The sequence below is a fragment of the Streptococcus sp. 27098_8_69 genome, assembly GCF_041432445.1.
Lineage (GTDB): Bacteria > Bacillota > Bacilli > Lactobacillales > Streptococcaceae > Streptococcus.
The window spans coordinates 1-14,879 of the sequence record NZ_JAPVZO010000037.1; the positions used below are offsets into that span (position 1 = coordinate 1).

Consider the following 14,879-nt stretch of genomic DNA (forward strand, 5'->3'; position numbering starts at 1 on the left):
AAATCATTCCATCCTTTTTCTGTTTTAACCTTATCAATAAAGTCACTGACAATCAAACACCTAGAAATCAAGCCCCAGAATAATCCATTCATCCACATAATCCCAAAAAGGTATCGGATATTCTGGTAACTCATCCTTTGACCAAAACACATCTCCTTCATCTATTGGTTTAGACAAGTCTAATACGAGATACTTTCCCATACCATTGCTAAAAAAATTGTAATAACAGGAAATGTCATTTGTTAACTGATCCTCAAATTCCCAATCATAATCGGCTATTGGTTCAATCATATCTAGATCGTCTAATCCCATACTTTTACTCGTAAAATCATTAAAACCTGCATGAATGTGTGTATAGAAATCACGGATACTTCCGTCAAGTTCTAGTTTGGACTGATTAAAGTGATCTGTAAACTCTTGATCCGAAATCGGCATTTTGCCCTCATAAAAAACCAAGCTATTACTCTGATACGTTCTAATCGAATAAAGCAATGAGTAATTGTTTCCAATTTTGATAAGATCTATATCTTCTGAAAATTCCTCTAGATATGAGATTGTATTGCTGAGTTCCTCAGCTAGATATTTTGTCCATTCTCCTAGGATGATTTGTTTTCTTTTAGAAAAATCTGATGTTTGAAAGGCATCCCGCCAATATTGTGGAATAGGATGATTGGACAGATTTTCAAAATTAGATAAAATCTCGACCATCTCTCCAGATGTCACATATTTCTTTAAAAAATTTAATTTTTCATTCATAAACTATCTCTATTCATTTCTGTAAAATCCCCTTGACGCCACTTTTCTTCAACTCTTAAGTCCTAGATAGATATAGTTTCGGGTCACAGGACAATCTTTTTCCTCCTCACCCTAAAATAAAACCGATGTTCTCCAAATTCTTAATCCTTGCTTTTTAACTCAAGATCAAATTAGCTACAATAGGACTGACAAATACATAGAGAACACCTGTAACACCGATAGCTAATCCTCCCATAGCACCTGCAACTGGTCCATAGCGAAAGGCCGTTCCAGTTCCAACCGCGTGACCTGTTCCACCAAGGGCTAGCCCAGCAGCTACTGGATCGTCTATTTTTAGCCATTTTAGAAGTGTTGGTCCGATTACACTAGTCAAAATCCCCGTCGCTACGACAACTACTAGAGTCACAGTTGTCAAGCCCTGCAACTTTTCTGTGATTCCCACTGCCATGGCTGTTGTTACTGACTTAGGAAAGAGGGAAATAGCTAGGAAAAAGTCCATACCAAAGATTTTGGCCACAAGGGCTGTGAAGGAGGTATTGACCACTACCGCCAGCAGACTACCAAAGAGAATACTGCGAGCATGATGCTTCATCAAGTGGAAACTCTTATAGAGGGGAATTCCTAGAGCCACTGTTGAAGGAACAATCAAGTTGTTAAGATAAACCCCACCTTGGTAGTAATCTTGGTAGGAAATGCCAGTTACCTTTAGAAAGATGATAATAAAAATAGCTGATAGCAACAGGGGAGTCGTTAAGGGATGAGGATAGCGTCTGAAAATCATCATTCCCCCAAGATAGGCTAAGATTGACAAGGCAATCCCAAATAGGGGATTGGATACAAATTCGCTCATTTAGCACCTCTTTCTTCGTAGTCACCTTCATAGCGTTTTTTGATAAATTGAACCACAAGCGCAATCAAGATGATATTGATTACTGCCGCAAAAAAGACAATCAAGACAATAGGTAGGAGATAGGGAGCAATCACATCAAACTTTTCCATAATTCCAACCGCAGGAGGTAGAAAGAGGATGGTCATGTTGGCCAGCAAAAAGTTCCCCACCATATTGACATGGCGGATACGCAGCCACTTGAACTGCAAGGCTAGAAAAAGAATAATCAAGCCGATAATACTGCCTGGAATGGGCAAATGAAAGAAACTGGAAATCCCCTCTCCGATTAGAGAAATCACAAAGAGAATCATTAACTGAACATATAACTTCATTGTAAACTCCACAAATAGACTTTCTGCATACCAGTTTACTCTTTTTTCAGAAAATTTCAAGGAAATATATAAGAAACATCCTTCTTGCTATCCAAGCCAAAAAGGTGTATACTAATTGCGTGCGCAAGCATCATAGATGCACTAGTATGATTACACTATTATAGAGGGAAAGGAGATGGACATGACTTACTTAGAAAAATGGTTTGACTTCAACCGTAGGCAAGTAGAGCTAGAAGCTATTTTAGAAGAGACCATCGCTGAGCAGAGTGAACAAACCTTGACACTCAAGGAATTTTACCTCTTGCACTTTCTAAATCAGGCTGAAGGCAAATCCCTACGACAAATCGACTTGCCAGACAAACTCCACCTGAGCCCTAGTGCTGTTTCACGGATGGTGGCTCGCTTAGAAGCAAAAAACTGCGGTTTACTTAGTCGGAGATGCTGCGACCAGGACAAGCGAGCTAGTTTTATCTGCCTGACAAGCGAAGGACAGACTACCTTGGCTTATTTACAAACAGCTGTCGAAGAAAGCTTAGCAACAAAATCAAACTGGTTGGCCTAACATATTTTTTTAAAAAACTTGCGTGCGCAATCATTTTTCTTGACATTCCTTTTTTCAAGGAGTAAAATGAAAACATGATTTAGCAAAGGAGAATCCTATGATTGAAATCACCTATCTTGACGCCAGCAAGCAAGAGAGAACCATGACCTTCGAGTCATACGAAGAATTTGAACGTTCTCAACATGCCTGCCTGATCGGTGTCGCAGACTACTACCCTGTCCAAAAAGTAACCTACAAAGGGCATGATTTGGACTACCATGGGACTTATGGAGATGTCTTCTTCTATCTCATGAAACAAGATTTAAGCCAATATAACTAAAAAGGAGAAATACTATGGCAAAAGCAATTACAGACGCAACATTTGAACAAGAAACTAAAGACGGATTGGTCTTGGTAGACTTCTGGGCTACTTGGTGTGGCCCATGTCGTATGCAAGGTCCAATCTTGGACAAATTGTCTGAAGAACTTTCAGAAGATGTCTTGAAGATCGTTAAAATGGACGTTGATGAAAACCCAAATACAGCTCGTTCATTCGGTATCATGTCTATCCCTACTCTTCTTTTCAAAAAAGATGGACAAGTGGTGAAACAAGTTGCTGGTGTTCATACAGCAGAACAAATCAAGGCAATCGTTGCTGAATTGAGTTAATCATACTAGAGACCAAGTGCATTCATTTGGTCTCTTTTTTCTTGCCCTTTGCCATTTTTCAAAAAATATGCTAGACTGTAACTAGAATATCACGATGTTTGGGACATGCCATCGCTAAAAAAAACCTCTACTTGGTATTTTTTAGCTCCCTCTAGGGAGCTTTTTGCGTGCTCTGAACATTTCCTATTTTGGAAGGAGTACTATGAAACGTCAATCAGCCTTGGTCGTCTTTAGTGGTGGTCAAGATTCAACAACCTGCCTTTTCTGGGCCAAGCAACACTATGAAAAGGTCGAAGCCGTTACCTTTGCCTATGGCCAACGCCACCATCTCGAAATTCAAGTGGCCAAAGAAATCGCTGAGGAACAAGGAATTCGTCATCATATCCTAGATATGTCTCTGCTAGGACAAATCACTGAAAATGCCTTGACTTCAGATTTAGAAATTGAGCAAAAAGAAGGAGAGGTTCCTAATACTTTCGTTGATGGTCGTAATCATCTCTTTTTGTCTTTTGCTGCAGTACTTGCCAAGCAGCGTGGAATTACAGATATTGTGACAGGAGTGTGTGAAACAGACTTCTCAGGCTATCCTGACTGCCGTGATGTCTTTGTCAAATCCCTCAATGTGACCCTCAACCTTGCTATGGATTACGACTTTGTGATCCAAACCCCTCTCATGTGGCTAGACAAGGCTGAAACTTGGGAATTAGCCGACCAACTCGGTGCCTTTGACTATGTTCGTGAAAAGACCTTGACCTGCTATAATGGCATTATCGGTACTGGTTGTGGAGATTGTCCTGCCTGCCATCTACGCCAACATGGTTTAGAGGTTTATCTCTCTCAGAAAGGAGAGGCCTGATGTTTTTTGCCCCCAAAGAAATCAAACAAGAAACTGGGGAATCTCTTGTCTACAATCCTCACAGAACCTTAGTCTCCAAAGAATTTACCTTTGATGCTGCCCACCACCTCTTTCACTATGAGGGGAAATGCAAATCCCTGCACGGCCATACTTATCATCTGCAAATCGCAGTCAGTGGATTTTTAGATGAACGTGGCATGACCTACGATTTTGGGGATATCAAACAAATCTACAAGAACTACTTAGAGCCCCACTTGGATCATCGTTATCTCAATGAAACCCTACCCTACATGAATACAACCGCTGAAAATATGGTTTACTGGATTTTCCAAACCATGAGCCAAGAGTTGCCAGATGAGCGCGGTCTTCGCCTAGAATACGTTCGCCTCTATGAGACTCCGACTGCCTTTGCGGAGTTTAGACGGGAGTGGTTAGATGACTAGGGAACGTGTCCTCAAACTACCAGTTCTGGAAATTTTTGGCCCAACCTTTCAAGGTGAAGGCCGTGCTATTGGGCAGAAAACCATGTTTGTCCGCACTGCTGGTTGTGACTACCACTGCGACTGGTGCGATTCTGCCTTTACTTGGGATGGTTCTGAGAAGCCTACTCGCATGACAGCTGATGAAGTGATCGCTGAGTTAGACAAACTAGGAAGCTACGACTATGTAACCCTGTCTGGAGGAAATCCTGCCATCCTAGCTGCCAACATGGCCGAGTTAGTCACCAAGCTCAAGCAACGTGGTGTTACTCTGGCTGTTGAAACCCAAGGCTCCCGCTGGCAACATTGGTTAAAAGACATCGACCAGGTGACTCTGAGTCCCAAACCTCCTTCTTCCAAGATGGAAGTCAACTTTGAGACCTTGGACTTTATCGTTTCCCAATTAGACCCTGACAAGGTCACCTTTAAAATCCCTGTCTTTGATGATGCAGATCTAGCCTTTGCCAAAGGAATTCAAGAACGCTACCAACCAGATGTCCTCTTCTTATCGGCGGGAAATCCTAAGCCCAAGGCTATAGGCAATATTGTCCAAGACCAACTGGACCGCCTCAAAGAGCTATGGGAACGCGTCGCTGCTGATGATAGCTGGGGCAATGTTCGCGTCCTTCCCCAACTCCATACCCTCCTCTACGATAACCAACGCGGTGTTTAAGATTAGAAAGAAAAAATCATGTCACAACAAGAAGAAATGAAAAACCTAAGCCTACTGGGCAATAAAGAAACAACCTACATCTTTGACTATCAACCCGAAGTCCTCGAATCCTTTGACAATCGTCATGTGGAAAATGACTATTTCATCAAATTCAACTGCCCTGAATTTACCTCACTGTGCCCAATCACTGCGCAGCCAGACTTTGCGACTATTTATATTTCCTACATTCCTGACAATCTCTGTGTTGAGTCAAAATCCCTCAAACTCTACCTCTTTAGCTACCGAAATCATGGAGATTTTCACGAAAACTGTATCAACACCATCGGAAAAGACTTAGTTAATTTGCTAGACCCTCGCTATTTAGAGGTTTGGGGGAAATTTACACCTCGCGGTGGTATTTCAATCGACCCTTACTACAACTACGGTAGACCTGGAACCAAGTATGAAGGATTGGCAGAACAACGCCTCTTCCAACATGATCTCTATCCAGAGAAAATCGACAACCGCTAAACAGATATAAAAAAGCCCTGTTCCTCAAGCAGAGGAGCAGGGCTTTTTGAGTTTCAATTATTCTTCAGTTCCAAGGAAGTTTTTAGCAACAAGAGCTGCAAGAACTCCACCAACGATTGGTGCAAGTATGAAAATCCAAACTTGTTGAAGAGCTGCGCCACCTACCAAGACAGCAGGAGCCAAGCTACGAGCTGGGTTTACTGAAAGTCCAGTGATATTCAAGCCAGCTAGAATCAAAGCTGTCAATGACAAACCAATGACTAAACCAGCGATTGCGCCATTACCTTTACTTGCTGATGTTACAGTCATGATGACCAAAACAAACAAGAATGTTGCGATTGTTTCAAACAAGAAACCACCAAAAACAGTTACACCGTTTGCCAAGGCATTTTCACCAAGACTTGCAGTTGACATACCTGAATTTGCTAAGAGGAAGAATACAGATCCAGATGCAAGGAAAGCACCAACCACTTGACCAAGGATGTAGTTTACAAGCTCTGAAGATGACAAACGTTTGTTCACAAACATAGCGATAGAAACAGCTGGGTTCAAGTGAGCACCTGAAACAGTTCCAATTGAGAAGGCTGCGACTACGATTGCCAAACCAAAAGCAAGAGCAATCCCAAGGTGTCCAAGACCTTCAACACCATTTCCAAAAACAACAGCTCCTGTTCCGATGAACACAAGCATAAAAGTACCGATTAATTCAGCAACAAATTTTTTCATGTTAAATCTCCTTTTTTCAAACTATGTATTAGTCTATCAGAAGAAGGAAAGGGTTTCAAGAAATGTGCTTGGAAATTTTGTGCAAGTTTTCACATTTGATAATCAAAATCTAATATTGGAAAGATTGAATAGCTTCTTTCAAGTCATCTTGTAAATTATTTCTCTGGTCGAGTTGAACATAGACATCTAAGAGACAGGATCTGAAATTGGAAAATTTATAAAAATCTTCCCTCTCTTCTATCGGGAAATCAAGTGACTTTATCCAAGAAGCCAGTGTCGCTTGCTCCACCTTTCCTTGCAAAATAGGTTCGTAAAGGACTCTGGCCAAGCGCCAGTCCTCATCATCTATAAATCGAACCGAAATTCTTTTAAATAGTTGGCCAAGTATGTCAAATACTTCATGAACTCTATTTTTAGAAAAGTCTGGATGACAAACAACTTCAGTCAAAAGATCAGCCCCATGAGCAAAAGCATGCACCCAACCATACTGACTTGAAAAACCTGTCGTATCCTCTTCTTTTTCAAGGTAATGCAAACCTTGATCGAGCATCGTATTTCTGATATCAGTTTTTAGCTCTCGATAAAAAAGAGACTGTTCATTGCCATCGGCAGATAAGAGATTGGCATAAATAAGTGCCCTAAAAGAACGTTCAAGCGTTGAAACTCCTGTCTTATCAAGCTCTTTATCTAGTCCACCATCAGAAACAATCACAGCAGCGATCAACTGAAATTGCTCCTTGGTAAATAACTCTTCTTGAATCCCCCTAGCCAAACTGGTAAAAACCAATTCATCGCGAATCTCTGGACTAGTATCCCCTAAGTGCTCAAGCAACCACAGGATTTCTTCTTGATGATAGCTCGGTTCTTCTTCTACTACTTTTCTTTTCAATTCTGGATACATCTGCCCACCTCTTTTTATGAGTTGTCAAAAAATCATCCGCAGATGACTTTATATTAAATTCTTAAGGAAATAGAATCTGGGATAACTGGTCTAAAATGAAGTAAATAACTATCAGTAGCAACTCTACAGCAAGTTCAAATTTAACATCACGACCTTCAACGGCGTTTTTGAAAATAGCTACAGCTAGTCCAATTATAATGACGCTCAACAAACCCAGGAGCATTATTCTAAAACAGCCTTTCTATTCCTTTACTCCCCCAACTTCGCACTGTAGGTGATAATTTGGTCAACTGTGTCTGACAAGAACTGAATGGTATCACGGAGTGGTTTATCTGTTGAAATATCGGCTCCGATAATCATTGCTGACTCAAGTGGTGTTTTGCTACCTCCTGACTTGAGGAGATTGAGCCAGTCTTCAGCTCCAGTTTCTGATTGTTTCAGATGGAGATAACCAACAGTTGAAATTACAAGACCAGCAGAGTAGGTGTAGCTATACAAGCCCATGTAATAGTGAGCTTGGCGCATCCAAGTCAAGGCCGCATCGTCGTCAATTTCAATGGCATCTCCCCAGAACTCTGTCAAGACTTCCTTCATAATGCTGTTGAGTTTGCTTGCTCCAAAGGTCTCCCCTTCTTCAATCAATGTATACACCTTACGCTGGAAGGCTGCTTCCAAGAGGTGGGTAATGAAATTATGGAAGTAGGTATCTGTCAAGCGGTGGGCAAGAGCGAAGCGTTTTTGACGCGGATCGTCAGACTGGTGTTCCAAGTAATCACTTAAAAGCAATTCATTGAAGGTTGACGGCGCTTCGACATAGTAAGTAGACATGTGGGCGTTAAAGTAACTTTGGTGATTATCTGAGAAGATGAATTGACCAGAATGCCCGATTTCATGAATCAAGGTATAGACATCACTCAAACGACCTGTCCAGCTCATGAGGACATAAGGGTGCACGCGATATGGATCCGCTGCATAACCGCCAGAATCCTTGCCACTATTGGCAGCAAAGTCCACCCAGCGCTCTTCTTGATAACGAGCAACTTCCTGACAATATTCTTGTCCCAAAGGTTCTACTGACTTCATGACCAAATCATAGGCATCGTCAATGGTCACTTCAGGATTAAGGGCGCTGTCCAAGTCCAATTTCCAATCAGCAAAGGTCATCTTCTCAAGACCATTGACCTTGGCAACATGCTTGAGATATCGCTGAGCAACTGGCGCAAAGTCCTTCATGATGAGGTCAATCTGGCGATCAAACATGGCACGGTCTACTTCTTGTTCAGCCAGAAGATAATCAAAGACTGAGTCGTATCCCTTCATATCCGCCAATAGTTTTTCAGACTTGACTTGGGCTAAATAGGCTGCCGCAGCTGCATTTTGGTGCTTGCATAGTCCTTCTGAGAAGGAACGGAAGGATTTCTCACGAACCTCAGCATCCTCGTGATTTTGATAGAAATTCTCATAAGTAACAAAGCTGTTTTTGTAGGTTTTGCCATGAGCTTCAAAATCGGCCATTTCAAAATCCCCAGCTCGCATCTTAGTATAGATATCCTGTGGACTGTAGAAAACTTCACCCAAATTGGTCAAGGCCTTCTCCACATCCGCCCCAAGATAGTGGGCTTTTTTGATTTTTGCCTGACGAATGGCTGCAGTCAAATGTGGCAAGTCACCCAAACGGTCCAAGACTTCTTCATCTGCTGCTACCAAGGCGTCATCAAAGAAGGTCAAAGCTACGCTGGCATCTGTCTCAAAGTCCATCCCAGCCTGAGCGATATTGGCAAAATCTTCATTACCATAGTCCGTCGTCTGAGGCATAAAGCTGTAATTGCCAATATGACTCATCTGAATGTAGATTTGTTCCAATTCCGCAAAGGCCTTTTCGAAATCTTCAAAAGTGTGAAGATTGCCCTTGTAGTCACGGCTAAATTGATTGATGTCTTCACGAGCCTTTTCTATCGCACGCAAGAAATCCTCACGGTCTTGATATAGGGCAGTTAAGTCCCAAAGTTCCTTTTCAGGAAATTCTGAACGGTGTTTTTGTTCCATCTTCTTCCTCTTATTTCTCTAATTCTAGTAATACACTGATGGCTGATAAGGCATAAAGCGGTGCTGTTTCTGCTCTTAGGATGCGAGGGCCAAGTCCTGCAAGGACTGCTCCTTTAGCTTCAAAACTTTCGATTTCTGCAGGTGAGAGACCGCCCTCTGGCCCAAAGATAAAGAGCAATTCAGCCCCTTTTTCAAGACTAGTAATGGCTTGGATAAGGGCAGCTGATTCTCCTTCTTTAGCCGACTCTTCATAGGCCACCACGATGCGGTCAAACTGATCCAGTTGTGCTAGAAAATCTGCCTTTTTCTCAAACAGCTTGATGCTTGGAACGAAGTTACGCTTGCTTTGCTCGGCTGCTCCAAGGGCAATTTTTTCTAACTTCTCAACCTTTTTGCCCAATTTTTTGCCATCCCACTTGGCAACGGACCAGTCAGCAGGGAAGGCCCATATCTGGCTAGCACCTAGCTCTGTCACTTTTTGAGTGATAAATTCGAGTTTGTCTCCCTTGGGGAAGCCAGATGCGATGGTTACTTGGACTGGCAGTTCCACATTATCAGCTAACTCTTGAACCAACTCAAACTGACGATTTTCCACATCCAGCACGCGCGCCAAGCGCTTGATCCCATCATCAAAAACTAAGGTAACCTGGTCATCTTCTTTCAGGCGCATAACCTGAAACATGTGCTTGCTGGTTTCCTTGTCCTCGATGGTGACAGGAGAGATTGCACTGCCTTTAACAAAATACTGTTGCATGCTAGCCTCCAATCACACCGGAGATATCCTTGGTCTTCTTGAAGACACAGGCATTCCATTCCCCTTGAATTATGTGGGTTTCAAGGAAAAATCCAGCTGACTCAGCCGACTCACGCACCATGTCCCACTTGTCCTTGATAATCCCACTCATGATGAGGTAGCCTTCATCCTTGACCAAACGATAAGCATCCTCTGTCAGATGGATAAGGATATCCGCCAAAATATTGGCCACGATGACGTCTGCCTCAATCTCCACGCCCTTAAGCAAATCACCTGGGGCTACATGGATATTTTCCATACCAGGATTGAGCTCAATATTTTCCTGAGCGACACGAACCGCCACATCATCCAAATCATAGGCAAAGATTTCCTTGGCGCCTAGAAGAGAGCTAGCAATAGAAAGGACACCTGAACCTGTCCCCACATCTAGCACCGTTTCGCCACCACGAAGGACCTGTTCCAAGGCAAAAAGACTCATCTTGGTCGTCGGGTGTGTTCCAGTCCCAAAGGCCATACCAGGGTCCAGCTTGATAATCTTTTCTCCCGCTGTTGCTTCATAGTATGTCCATGATGGCACAATGGTCAAGTCATGAGTGATACGAGCAGGTTCATAGTATTTCTTCCAGTTGTCCGCCCAGTCTTCCTCAGCCAAGGCAGTGGTGCCAATCTTGACTTCGCCCAGATCCATAAAATCTGTCAATTCTGAGAGACGAGTTTGCAAGTCCGCTTCCACCACTGCTACATCAACTGTGTCAGGGTAGTAGGCAGTCACCACGATTTCTTCCTGTTGCTCGACTTCTGGGAAAATCTCACCGAAGCGGTCCACATTTCCCACATAGTCCATACTGTCTTCGATCGCTACCCCTTGGGCGCCTAACTCGATCAAAAGGTTGGAAACCAACTCCTCCCCCTCACGCTTCACTGTAACTTTTAACTCTTGCCATGTTTCCATCATTAAGATACCAAGCCCGTAAAACACAAAGCCAAAATAGGAAACTCTCTGAAGACGCTTGTGTCTAAGAGATGTTTATCTTTTTGGCACAGTGTTTAGGGCGGGTTCAGTTTAGAAATTTAACCGAACCTTCCTTTCTATTTCTCTATCAATTTTTTCATGTAGACCATATCCATGCCTTCTTTTTCAGGCTCGATATGGGTTTGTTGGTAGCCATTCTTCTCGTAGAAGGCAACCATGCCTGCATCCTGTAATACCGTACACAAATCCCACTGTCTAACGGTTGACAATTCCTCTTCTAGCAAGCGCAATCCCTCAGATCCATACCCTTTTCCCTGATACGGAGGCAAAATCGCTGCCGTTCCCAACCAAGCTTTCGTTAACTCGTCATTGGTATGAATTCGTAGAAAGCCTATCTTCTCTTCATCTTCTTTTACAAAGTAGTAATAGCTATTGGGACGCTCGACTAGTTTCCACTTAATTTTTTCGCGGTCCTCCAGATAAGGATCGTATTCATCTTGGTATTTGTCATAAACAGCCTTAAAGCTAGCTCTTTGAATGGCAATAATGGTATCTAAATCTTCTGCTCCTGCTCTCTCAAGTCTTATCATAATCTTTCCTCCAAATAATCCCTCAATCTCCCCTGGAGCTGAGGTACTGCCTGTTCAGAAGTGAGAAATTCCTCAATGCTCATCAGTTTGTAAGCCTGTCCTTCATCTCCAAAGTTGATCTTGTCAAATTGTTCTTGTCTTAGCTGACCAACCATAAAGACCGATTGCTTGCCTTCAAAGATTACGCTAGGATAAATTTTTCCCCAAAGCAAACAATCTTCATTTAAATGAATTCCCAGTTCTTCATGAACTTCACGCGCTGCGCATTCAAAGGGACTTTCATCCCCTTCACGGCCACCACCTGGCAACTCCCACATGTTGGGACAAGGGATATCGTCCTTGTCATCACGTAAAATCGTCAGTAGCTTATCTCCACAAAAGAGGGCAATCTTGCAGCCTGTGAAATCTGAAATGTCTATATCCACTACAATCTCCTAATATCTCGGATAAGGATAAAATTCTCCCTCTTCCAAGCCTGCTTTCCCTTCTTCAAAGACTTCTTGGTTCCATTCCATGACAAACTCTTCTGCTTCTGGGTCTTCCAAAAAGTCCATAAGGGCATCAAGTCCGACCTCGGCAGTATCCTTAAGAAATAGCGCAAAATAAGCTAAGAATTCACGAGAAAAACCTTTTTTAGGTAGGTAAGGGATGACTGTCAAATAGTCTTCTGGATTGACTATTGACTTGGCAGGGTTGTAGAAAAGGACTGCTTCTTCAAAAAGGATATCGTCTGATGACACCTCTCCGTCCTCATCCAGCATCTCCACTCCTGCAGCATTTTGCGCTTCAAGTAAAAAACTCACTTCTACCGCATGATTGCGCTTGTCCCAACTAATCTCAAAGTCAAAGGGAAAGTTCTTCTCCAACTCTTCCTCTAAAACATCTAAAAATCCGTATGTTGCCATTTTGTCCTCTTTCTATGCGACTCTTAAATCGCCCCGATTGCTCGGAAATATGCTAAAATAGATACTACCATCTTACCACATATACATCAGAAAATCCACGTTAGAAAGGACTGCTATGCCAGACAATCTCGCGCTTCGCATGCGCCCTAAAACCATCGACCAGGTCATCGGTCAGGAGCATCTGGTAGGACCTGGAAAAATTATCCGTCGTATGGTGGAAGCAAATCGTCTATCTTCCATGATTCTCTACGGACCTCCGGGAATCGGTAAAACCAGTATTGCCTCTGCCATCGCTGGAACGACCAAGTATGCCTTTCGGACCTTCAATGCCACTGTTGATAGTAAAAAACGGCTGCAAGAAATCGCGGAAGAGGCTAAATTTTCAGGTGGCCTCGTCCTATTGCTAGATGAGATTCATCGACTTGATAAGACCAAGCAAGACTTTCTCCTTCCTCTCTTGGAAAGTGGACTAGTCATCATGATTGGGGCTACAACTGAAAATCCTTTCTTTTCAGTCACTCCTGCCATTCGCAGTCGTGTTCAAATTTTTGAGTTGGAACCTCTGTCTAACCAAGATGTCAAAGAGGCGCTTCAGATAGCTCTAAATAGCCCTGAGCGTGGTTTTGATTTTCCAGTGGAACTAGATGAGGATGCTCTGGACTTCATCGCAACCTCTACAAACGGAGATCTGCGCTCTGCCTTCAACTCACTTGATTTGGCTGTTCTTTCTACTCCCGAAAATGACAAGGGCGTCCGCCACATCACTCTAGACATCATGGAAAATAGCCTACAGCGGAGCTACATTACCATGGATAAGGATGGAGATGGACACTACGATGTCCTCTCAGCCCTGCAAAAGTCCATCCGTGGCTCTGATGTGGATGCTAGTCTCCACTATGCTGCCCGCTTGATTGAGGCTGGCGATTTGCCTAGTCTAGCTCGTCGCCTGACCGTTATCGCCTATGAAGATATCGGTTTGGCCAATCCTGAAGCCCAGATTCATACCGTGACTGCTCTGGATGCCGCCCAAAAGATTGGTTTCCCAGAGGCTCGCATTCTCATTGCCAATGTCGTCATTGATCTGGCACTCTCGCCCAAGTCAAACACAGCCTATGTAGCTATGGATAAGGCTCTGGCCGACCTTAAAACGTCTGGTCACCTACCGATTCCAAGACACCTGCGAGATGGTCATTATAGCGGTAGCAAGGAGCTAGGCAATGCTCAAAACTACCTCTATCCTCATAGCTATCCTGGCCACTGGGTCAAGCAAGATTATTTGCCAGAAAAAATCCGCGACCATAGCTACTTCTCACCAGAAGATACTGGAAAATACGAACGTGCCCTAGCTCAACGCAAGGAAACCATTGATAAATTACGAAATTTGTGAAATCTTTTCCAAATAATTACATTTACCCCTTGATTTTTTTTGAAAAAGTGGTATTATATAAACATAGAAACGCTGTGGTGTACGACCTCACACTTAAGTGTTGACCGACTATTTTTTGTATTATTAGGGAAACAAAAGTCTTCTAACAGCATGTAGGCCGTCTCACACGGAAACAGCTTCAGTTAGAGCGAGTTGCCCACCTGCTTAATTGCGCGGGTTCAATACAAACCGTGAAGTTTCGGCACCAATACAGCTTTTTGTTTGCCTCCTTAGCTCAGCTGGCAGAGCAGCGGACTCTTAATCCGTGGGTCACAGGTTCGATCCCTGTAGGGGGCATCTAAATCAACAGGAAAAAGCCTTGAAATCAAGGTTTTTTTACTTATCAAATCAATCTCATCCATACATTTCACCACTCAAAAAGTGGCTCTCTGTCAACTGTAGTGGGTTGATGAAAAGTTATAACCTGGGGAGGACAATCGTTGTCCTCTCCATTTTTATATTCAGAGCGATGAAAATTCGTTTCTTAAAGTTGTCAAAGTTCCTAAAACCAAAAGCATTTCGTTTGATAAGTTTGATGAGATTATTGGTCGCTTCCAATTTTGCGTTGGAATAGGGTAATTGGAGGGCGTTGACAATCTTTTCTTTATCCTTGAGGAAGGTTTTCAAGACAGTCTGAAAAAGAGGATGAACCTGCTTTAGATTTTCCTCAATAAGTCCGAAAAATTTGTCAGGCTCTTTATTCTGGAAGTGAAAAAGCAAGAGCTGATAGAGATTATAGTGGTGTTTCAACTCTTCTGAATAGCTCAAAAGCTTGTCTAGAATCTCTTTATTCGTTAAGTGCATACGAAAAGTAGGGCGATAAAATCGCTTATCGCTGAGTTTACGACTATCT

At 42.8% G+C, this 14,879-nt stretch carries 20 protein-coding genes and 1 tRNA gene; 9 read left to right on the plus strand and 12 right to left on the minus strand.

The features are described from left to right. Positions 1-60: 60 nt before the first annotated feature. The 3 genes from O3658_RS10040 to O3658_RS10050 form a co-directional block, all read right to left on the minus strand. Positions 61-756: a hypothetical protein gene (locus O3658_RS10040; RefSeq protein ID WP_371561312.1), complete on the minus strand. Its 696-nt coding sequence runs from the start codon at positions 754-756 to the stop codon at positions 61-63. A 154-nt stretch (positions 757-910) separates the two neighbouring features. After that, the gene (locus O3658_RS10045; RefSeq protein ID WP_049548510.1) at positions 911-1,606 is read right to left on the minus strand and encodes an LrgB family protein; all 696 of its coding nucleotides are present in this window, start codon (positions 1,604-1,606) and stop codon (positions 911-913) included. Next, a complete protein-coding gene (locus O3658_RS10050; RefSeq protein ID WP_000781321.1) occupies positions 1,603-1,977 on the minus strand; it encodes a CidA/LrgA family protein in 375 nt (124 codons plus the stop codon). The genes O3658_RS10045 and O3658_RS10050 overlap by 4 nt, the downstream gene beginning before the upstream one ends. 181 nt (positions 1,978-2,158) lie before the next feature. On the opposite strand from O3658_RS10050, the gene O3658_RS10055 reads away from it, so the two are divergent. The 7 genes from O3658_RS10055 to queF all read left to right on the plus strand — a co-directional run bounded on the left by O3658_RS10055 (position 2,159) and on the right by queF (position 5,705). Then, a complete protein-coding gene (locus O3658_RS10055) occupies positions 2,159-2,539 on the plus strand; it encodes a MarR family winged helix-turn-helix transcriptional regulator (RefSeq protein WP_045762814.1) in 381 nt (126 codons plus the stop codon). A gap of 97 nt (positions 2,540-2,636) precedes the next feature. Beyond that, positions 2,637-2,858: a DUF4649 family protein gene (locus O3658_RS10060; RefSeq protein ID WP_004250771.1), complete on the plus strand. Its 222-nt coding sequence runs from the start codon at positions 2,637-2,639 to the stop codon at positions 2,856-2,858. 14 nt (positions 2,859-2,872) lie between these two features. Further along, a complete protein-coding gene (gene trxA, locus O3658_RS10065; RefSeq protein ID WP_001029584.1) occupies positions 2,873-3,187 on the plus strand; it encodes a thioredoxin in 315 nt (104 codons plus the stop codon). Positions 3,188-3,389: 202 nt separating this feature from the next. Next, a complete protein-coding gene (gene queC / locus O3658_RS10070; RefSeq protein WP_000828781.1) occupies positions 3,390-4,043 on the plus strand; it encodes a 7-cyano-7-deazaguanine synthase QueC in 654 nt (217 codons plus the stop codon). Further along, positions 4,043-4,486, plus strand: coding sequence for a 6-carboxytetrahydropterin synthase QueD (gene queD / locus O3658_RS10075; protein ID WP_371561321.1), 444 nt, complete (start codon positions 4,043-4,045; stop codon positions 4,484-4,486). Before queC ends, queD begins: the two co-directional genes overlap by 1 nt. Then, positions 4,479-5,195: a 7-carboxy-7-deazaguanine synthase QueE gene (gene queE / locus O3658_RS10080; protein ID WP_371561325.1), complete on the plus strand. Its 717-nt coding sequence runs from the start codon at positions 4,479-4,481 to the stop codon at positions 5,193-5,195. Before queD ends, queE begins: the two co-directional genes overlap by 8 nt. A gap of 18 nt (positions 5,196-5,213) precedes the next feature. Beyond that, the gene (gene queF, locus O3658_RS10085; protein WP_371561328.1) at positions 5,214-5,705 is read left to right on the plus strand and encodes a preQ(1) synthase; all 492 of its coding nucleotides are present in this window, start codon (positions 5,214-5,216) and stop codon (positions 5,703-5,705) included. Between the two features lie 57 nt (positions 5,706-5,762). Here queF and O3658_RS10090 read toward each other — a convergent pair whose 3' ends face one another. From O3658_RS10090 to O3658_RS10125, 8 genes are all read right to left on the minus strand, one after another. Then, positions 5,763-6,431: an MIP/aquaporin family protein gene (locus O3658_RS10090; RefSeq protein WP_004250764.1), complete on the minus strand. Its 669-nt coding sequence runs from the start codon at positions 6,429-6,431 to the stop codon at positions 5,763-5,765. Between the two features lie 109 nt (positions 6,432-6,540). After that, positions 6,541-7,332 (minus strand): DUF2785 domain-containing protein, encoded by a 792-nt coding sequence (locus O3658_RS10095; protein WP_371561331.1) that lies wholly within the window; start codon positions 7,330-7,332, stop codon positions 6,541-6,543. A 249-nt stretch (positions 7,333-7,581) separates the two neighbouring features. After that, positions 7,582-9,378 carry an oligoendopeptidase F gene (pepF, locus tag O3658_RS10100; protein WP_371561334.1) on the minus strand — a complete coding sequence of 599 codons (1,797 nt, stop codon included), beginning with the start codon at positions 9,376-9,378 and terminating at the stop codon, positions 7,582-7,584. Between the two features lie 10 nt (positions 9,379-9,388). After that, positions 9,389-10,132, minus strand: a complete 744-nt coding sequence (locus O3658_RS10105) for a 16S rRNA (uracil(1498)-N(3))-methyltransferase (protein ID WP_371561337.1) — start codon at positions 10,130-10,132, stop codon at positions 9,389-9,391. Between the two features lies 1 nt (position 10,133). Beyond that, complete coding sequence (gene prmA / locus O3658_RS10110) at positions 10,134-11,084, minus strand: 50S ribosomal protein L11 methyltransferase (protein ID WP_371561353.1); 951 nt, start codon at positions 11,082-11,084, stop codon at positions 10,134-10,136. Positions 11,085-11,221: 137 nt separating this feature from the next. Then, entirely contained in the window at positions 11,222-11,695 is a 474-nt protein-coding gene (locus tag O3658_RS10115; protein WP_371561339.1) for a GNAT family N-acetyltransferase, read from the minus strand. Continuing rightward, positions 11,692-12,120 (minus strand): NUDIX hydrolase, encoded by a 429-nt coding sequence (locus tag O3658_RS10120; protein WP_371561342.1) that lies wholly within the window; start codon positions 12,118-12,120, stop codon positions 11,692-11,694. The genes O3658_RS10115 and O3658_RS10120 overlap by 4 nt, the downstream gene beginning before the upstream one ends. 9 nt (positions 12,121-12,129) lie before the next feature. After that, positions 12,130-12,600: a DUF3013 family protein gene (locus tag O3658_RS10125; RefSeq protein ID WP_371561345.1), complete on the minus strand. Its 471-nt coding sequence runs from the start codon at positions 12,598-12,600 to the stop codon at positions 12,130-12,132. A 115-nt stretch (positions 12,601-12,715) separates the two neighbouring features. Between O3658_RS10125 and O3658_RS10130 the strand changes: the two genes are divergently transcribed. Together O3658_RS10130 and O3658_RS10135 are read left to right on the plus strand one after the other, a co-directional pair. Beyond that, complete coding sequence (locus tag O3658_RS10130) at positions 12,716-13,987, plus strand: replication-associated recombination protein A (protein WP_371561348.1); 1,272 nt, start codon at positions 12,716-12,718, stop codon at positions 13,985-13,987. A 263-nt stretch (positions 13,988-14,250) separates the two neighbouring features. Next, positions 14,251-14,323 (plus strand) — tRNA-Lys (locus O3658_RS10135). Between the two features lie 120 nt (positions 14,324-14,443). Here O3658_RS10135 and O3658_RS10140 read toward each other — a convergent pair. Further along, the coding region (locus tag O3658_RS10140) for a transposase (RefSeq protein ID WP_371561351.1) at positions 14,444-14,879 on the minus strand (436 nt) is incomplete at its 5' end.

Coding starts and splice junctions, on each gene's coding strand:
- O3658_RS10130 (WP_371561348.1), top strand. CDS start 12,716: ATGCCAGACAATCTCGCGCTTCGCATGCGCCCTAAAACCATCGACCAG.
- prmA (WP_371561353.1), bottom strand. CDS start 11,084: ATGGAAACATGGCAAGAGTTAAAAGTTACAGTGAAGCGTGAGGGGGAG.
- trxA (WP_001029584.1), top strand. CDS start 2,873: ATGGCAAAAGCAATTACAGACGCAACATTTGAACAAGAAACTAAAGAC.
- O3658_RS10125 (WP_371561345.1), bottom strand. CDS start 12,600: ATGGCAACATACGGATTTTTAGATGTTTTAGAGGAAGAGTTGGAGAAG.
- O3658_RS10040 (WP_371561312.1), bottom strand. CDS start 756: ATGAATGAAAAATTAAATTTTTTAAAGAAATATGTGACATCTGGAGAG.
- O3658_RS10095 (WP_371561331.1), bottom strand. CDS start 7,332: ATGTATCCAGAATTGAAAAGAAAAGTAGTAGAAGAAGAACCGAGCTAT.
- O3658_RS10105 (WP_371561337.1), bottom strand. CDS start 10,132: ATGCAACAGTATTTTGTTAAAGGCAGTGCAATCTCTCCTGTCACCATC.
- O3658_RS10115 (WP_371561339.1), bottom strand. CDS start 11,695: ATGATAAGACTTGAGAGAGCAGGAGCAGAAGATTTAGATACCATTATT.
- queF (WP_371561328.1), top strand. CDS start 5,214: ATGTCACAACAAGAAGAAATGAAAAACCTAAGCCTACTGGGCAATAAA.
- O3658_RS10055 (WP_045762814.1), top strand. CDS start 2,159: ATGACTTACTTAGAAAAATGGTTTGACTTCAACCGTAGGCAAGTAGAG.
- pepF (WP_371561334.1), bottom strand. CDS start 9,378: ATGGAACAAAAACACCGTTCAGAATTTCCTGAAAAGGAACTTTGGGAC.
- O3658_RS10090 (WP_004250764.1), bottom strand. CDS start 6,431: ATGAAAAAATTTGTTGCTGAATTAATCGGTACTTTTATGCTTGTGTTC.
- O3658_RS10060 (WP_004250771.1), top strand. CDS start 2,637: ATGATTGAAATCACCTATCTTGACGCCAGCAAGCAAGAGAGAACCATG.
- O3658_RS10050 (WP_000781321.1), bottom strand. CDS start 1,977: ATGAAGTTATATGTTCAGTTAATGATTCTCTTTGTGATTTCTCTAATC.
- queD (WP_371561321.1), top strand. CDS start 4,043: ATGTTTTTTGCCCCCAAAGAAATCAAACAAGAAACTGGGGAATCTCTT.
- O3658_RS10045 (WP_049548510.1), bottom strand. CDS start 1,606: ATGAGCGAATTTGTATCCAATCCCCTATTTGGGATTGCCTTGTCAATC.
- queE (WP_371561325.1), top strand. CDS start 4,479: ATGACTAGGGAACGTGTCCTCAAACTACCAGTTCTGGAAATTTTTGGC.
- queC (WP_000828781.1), top strand. CDS start 3,390: ATGAAACGTCAATCAGCCTTGGTCGTCTTTAGTGGTGGTCAAGATTCA.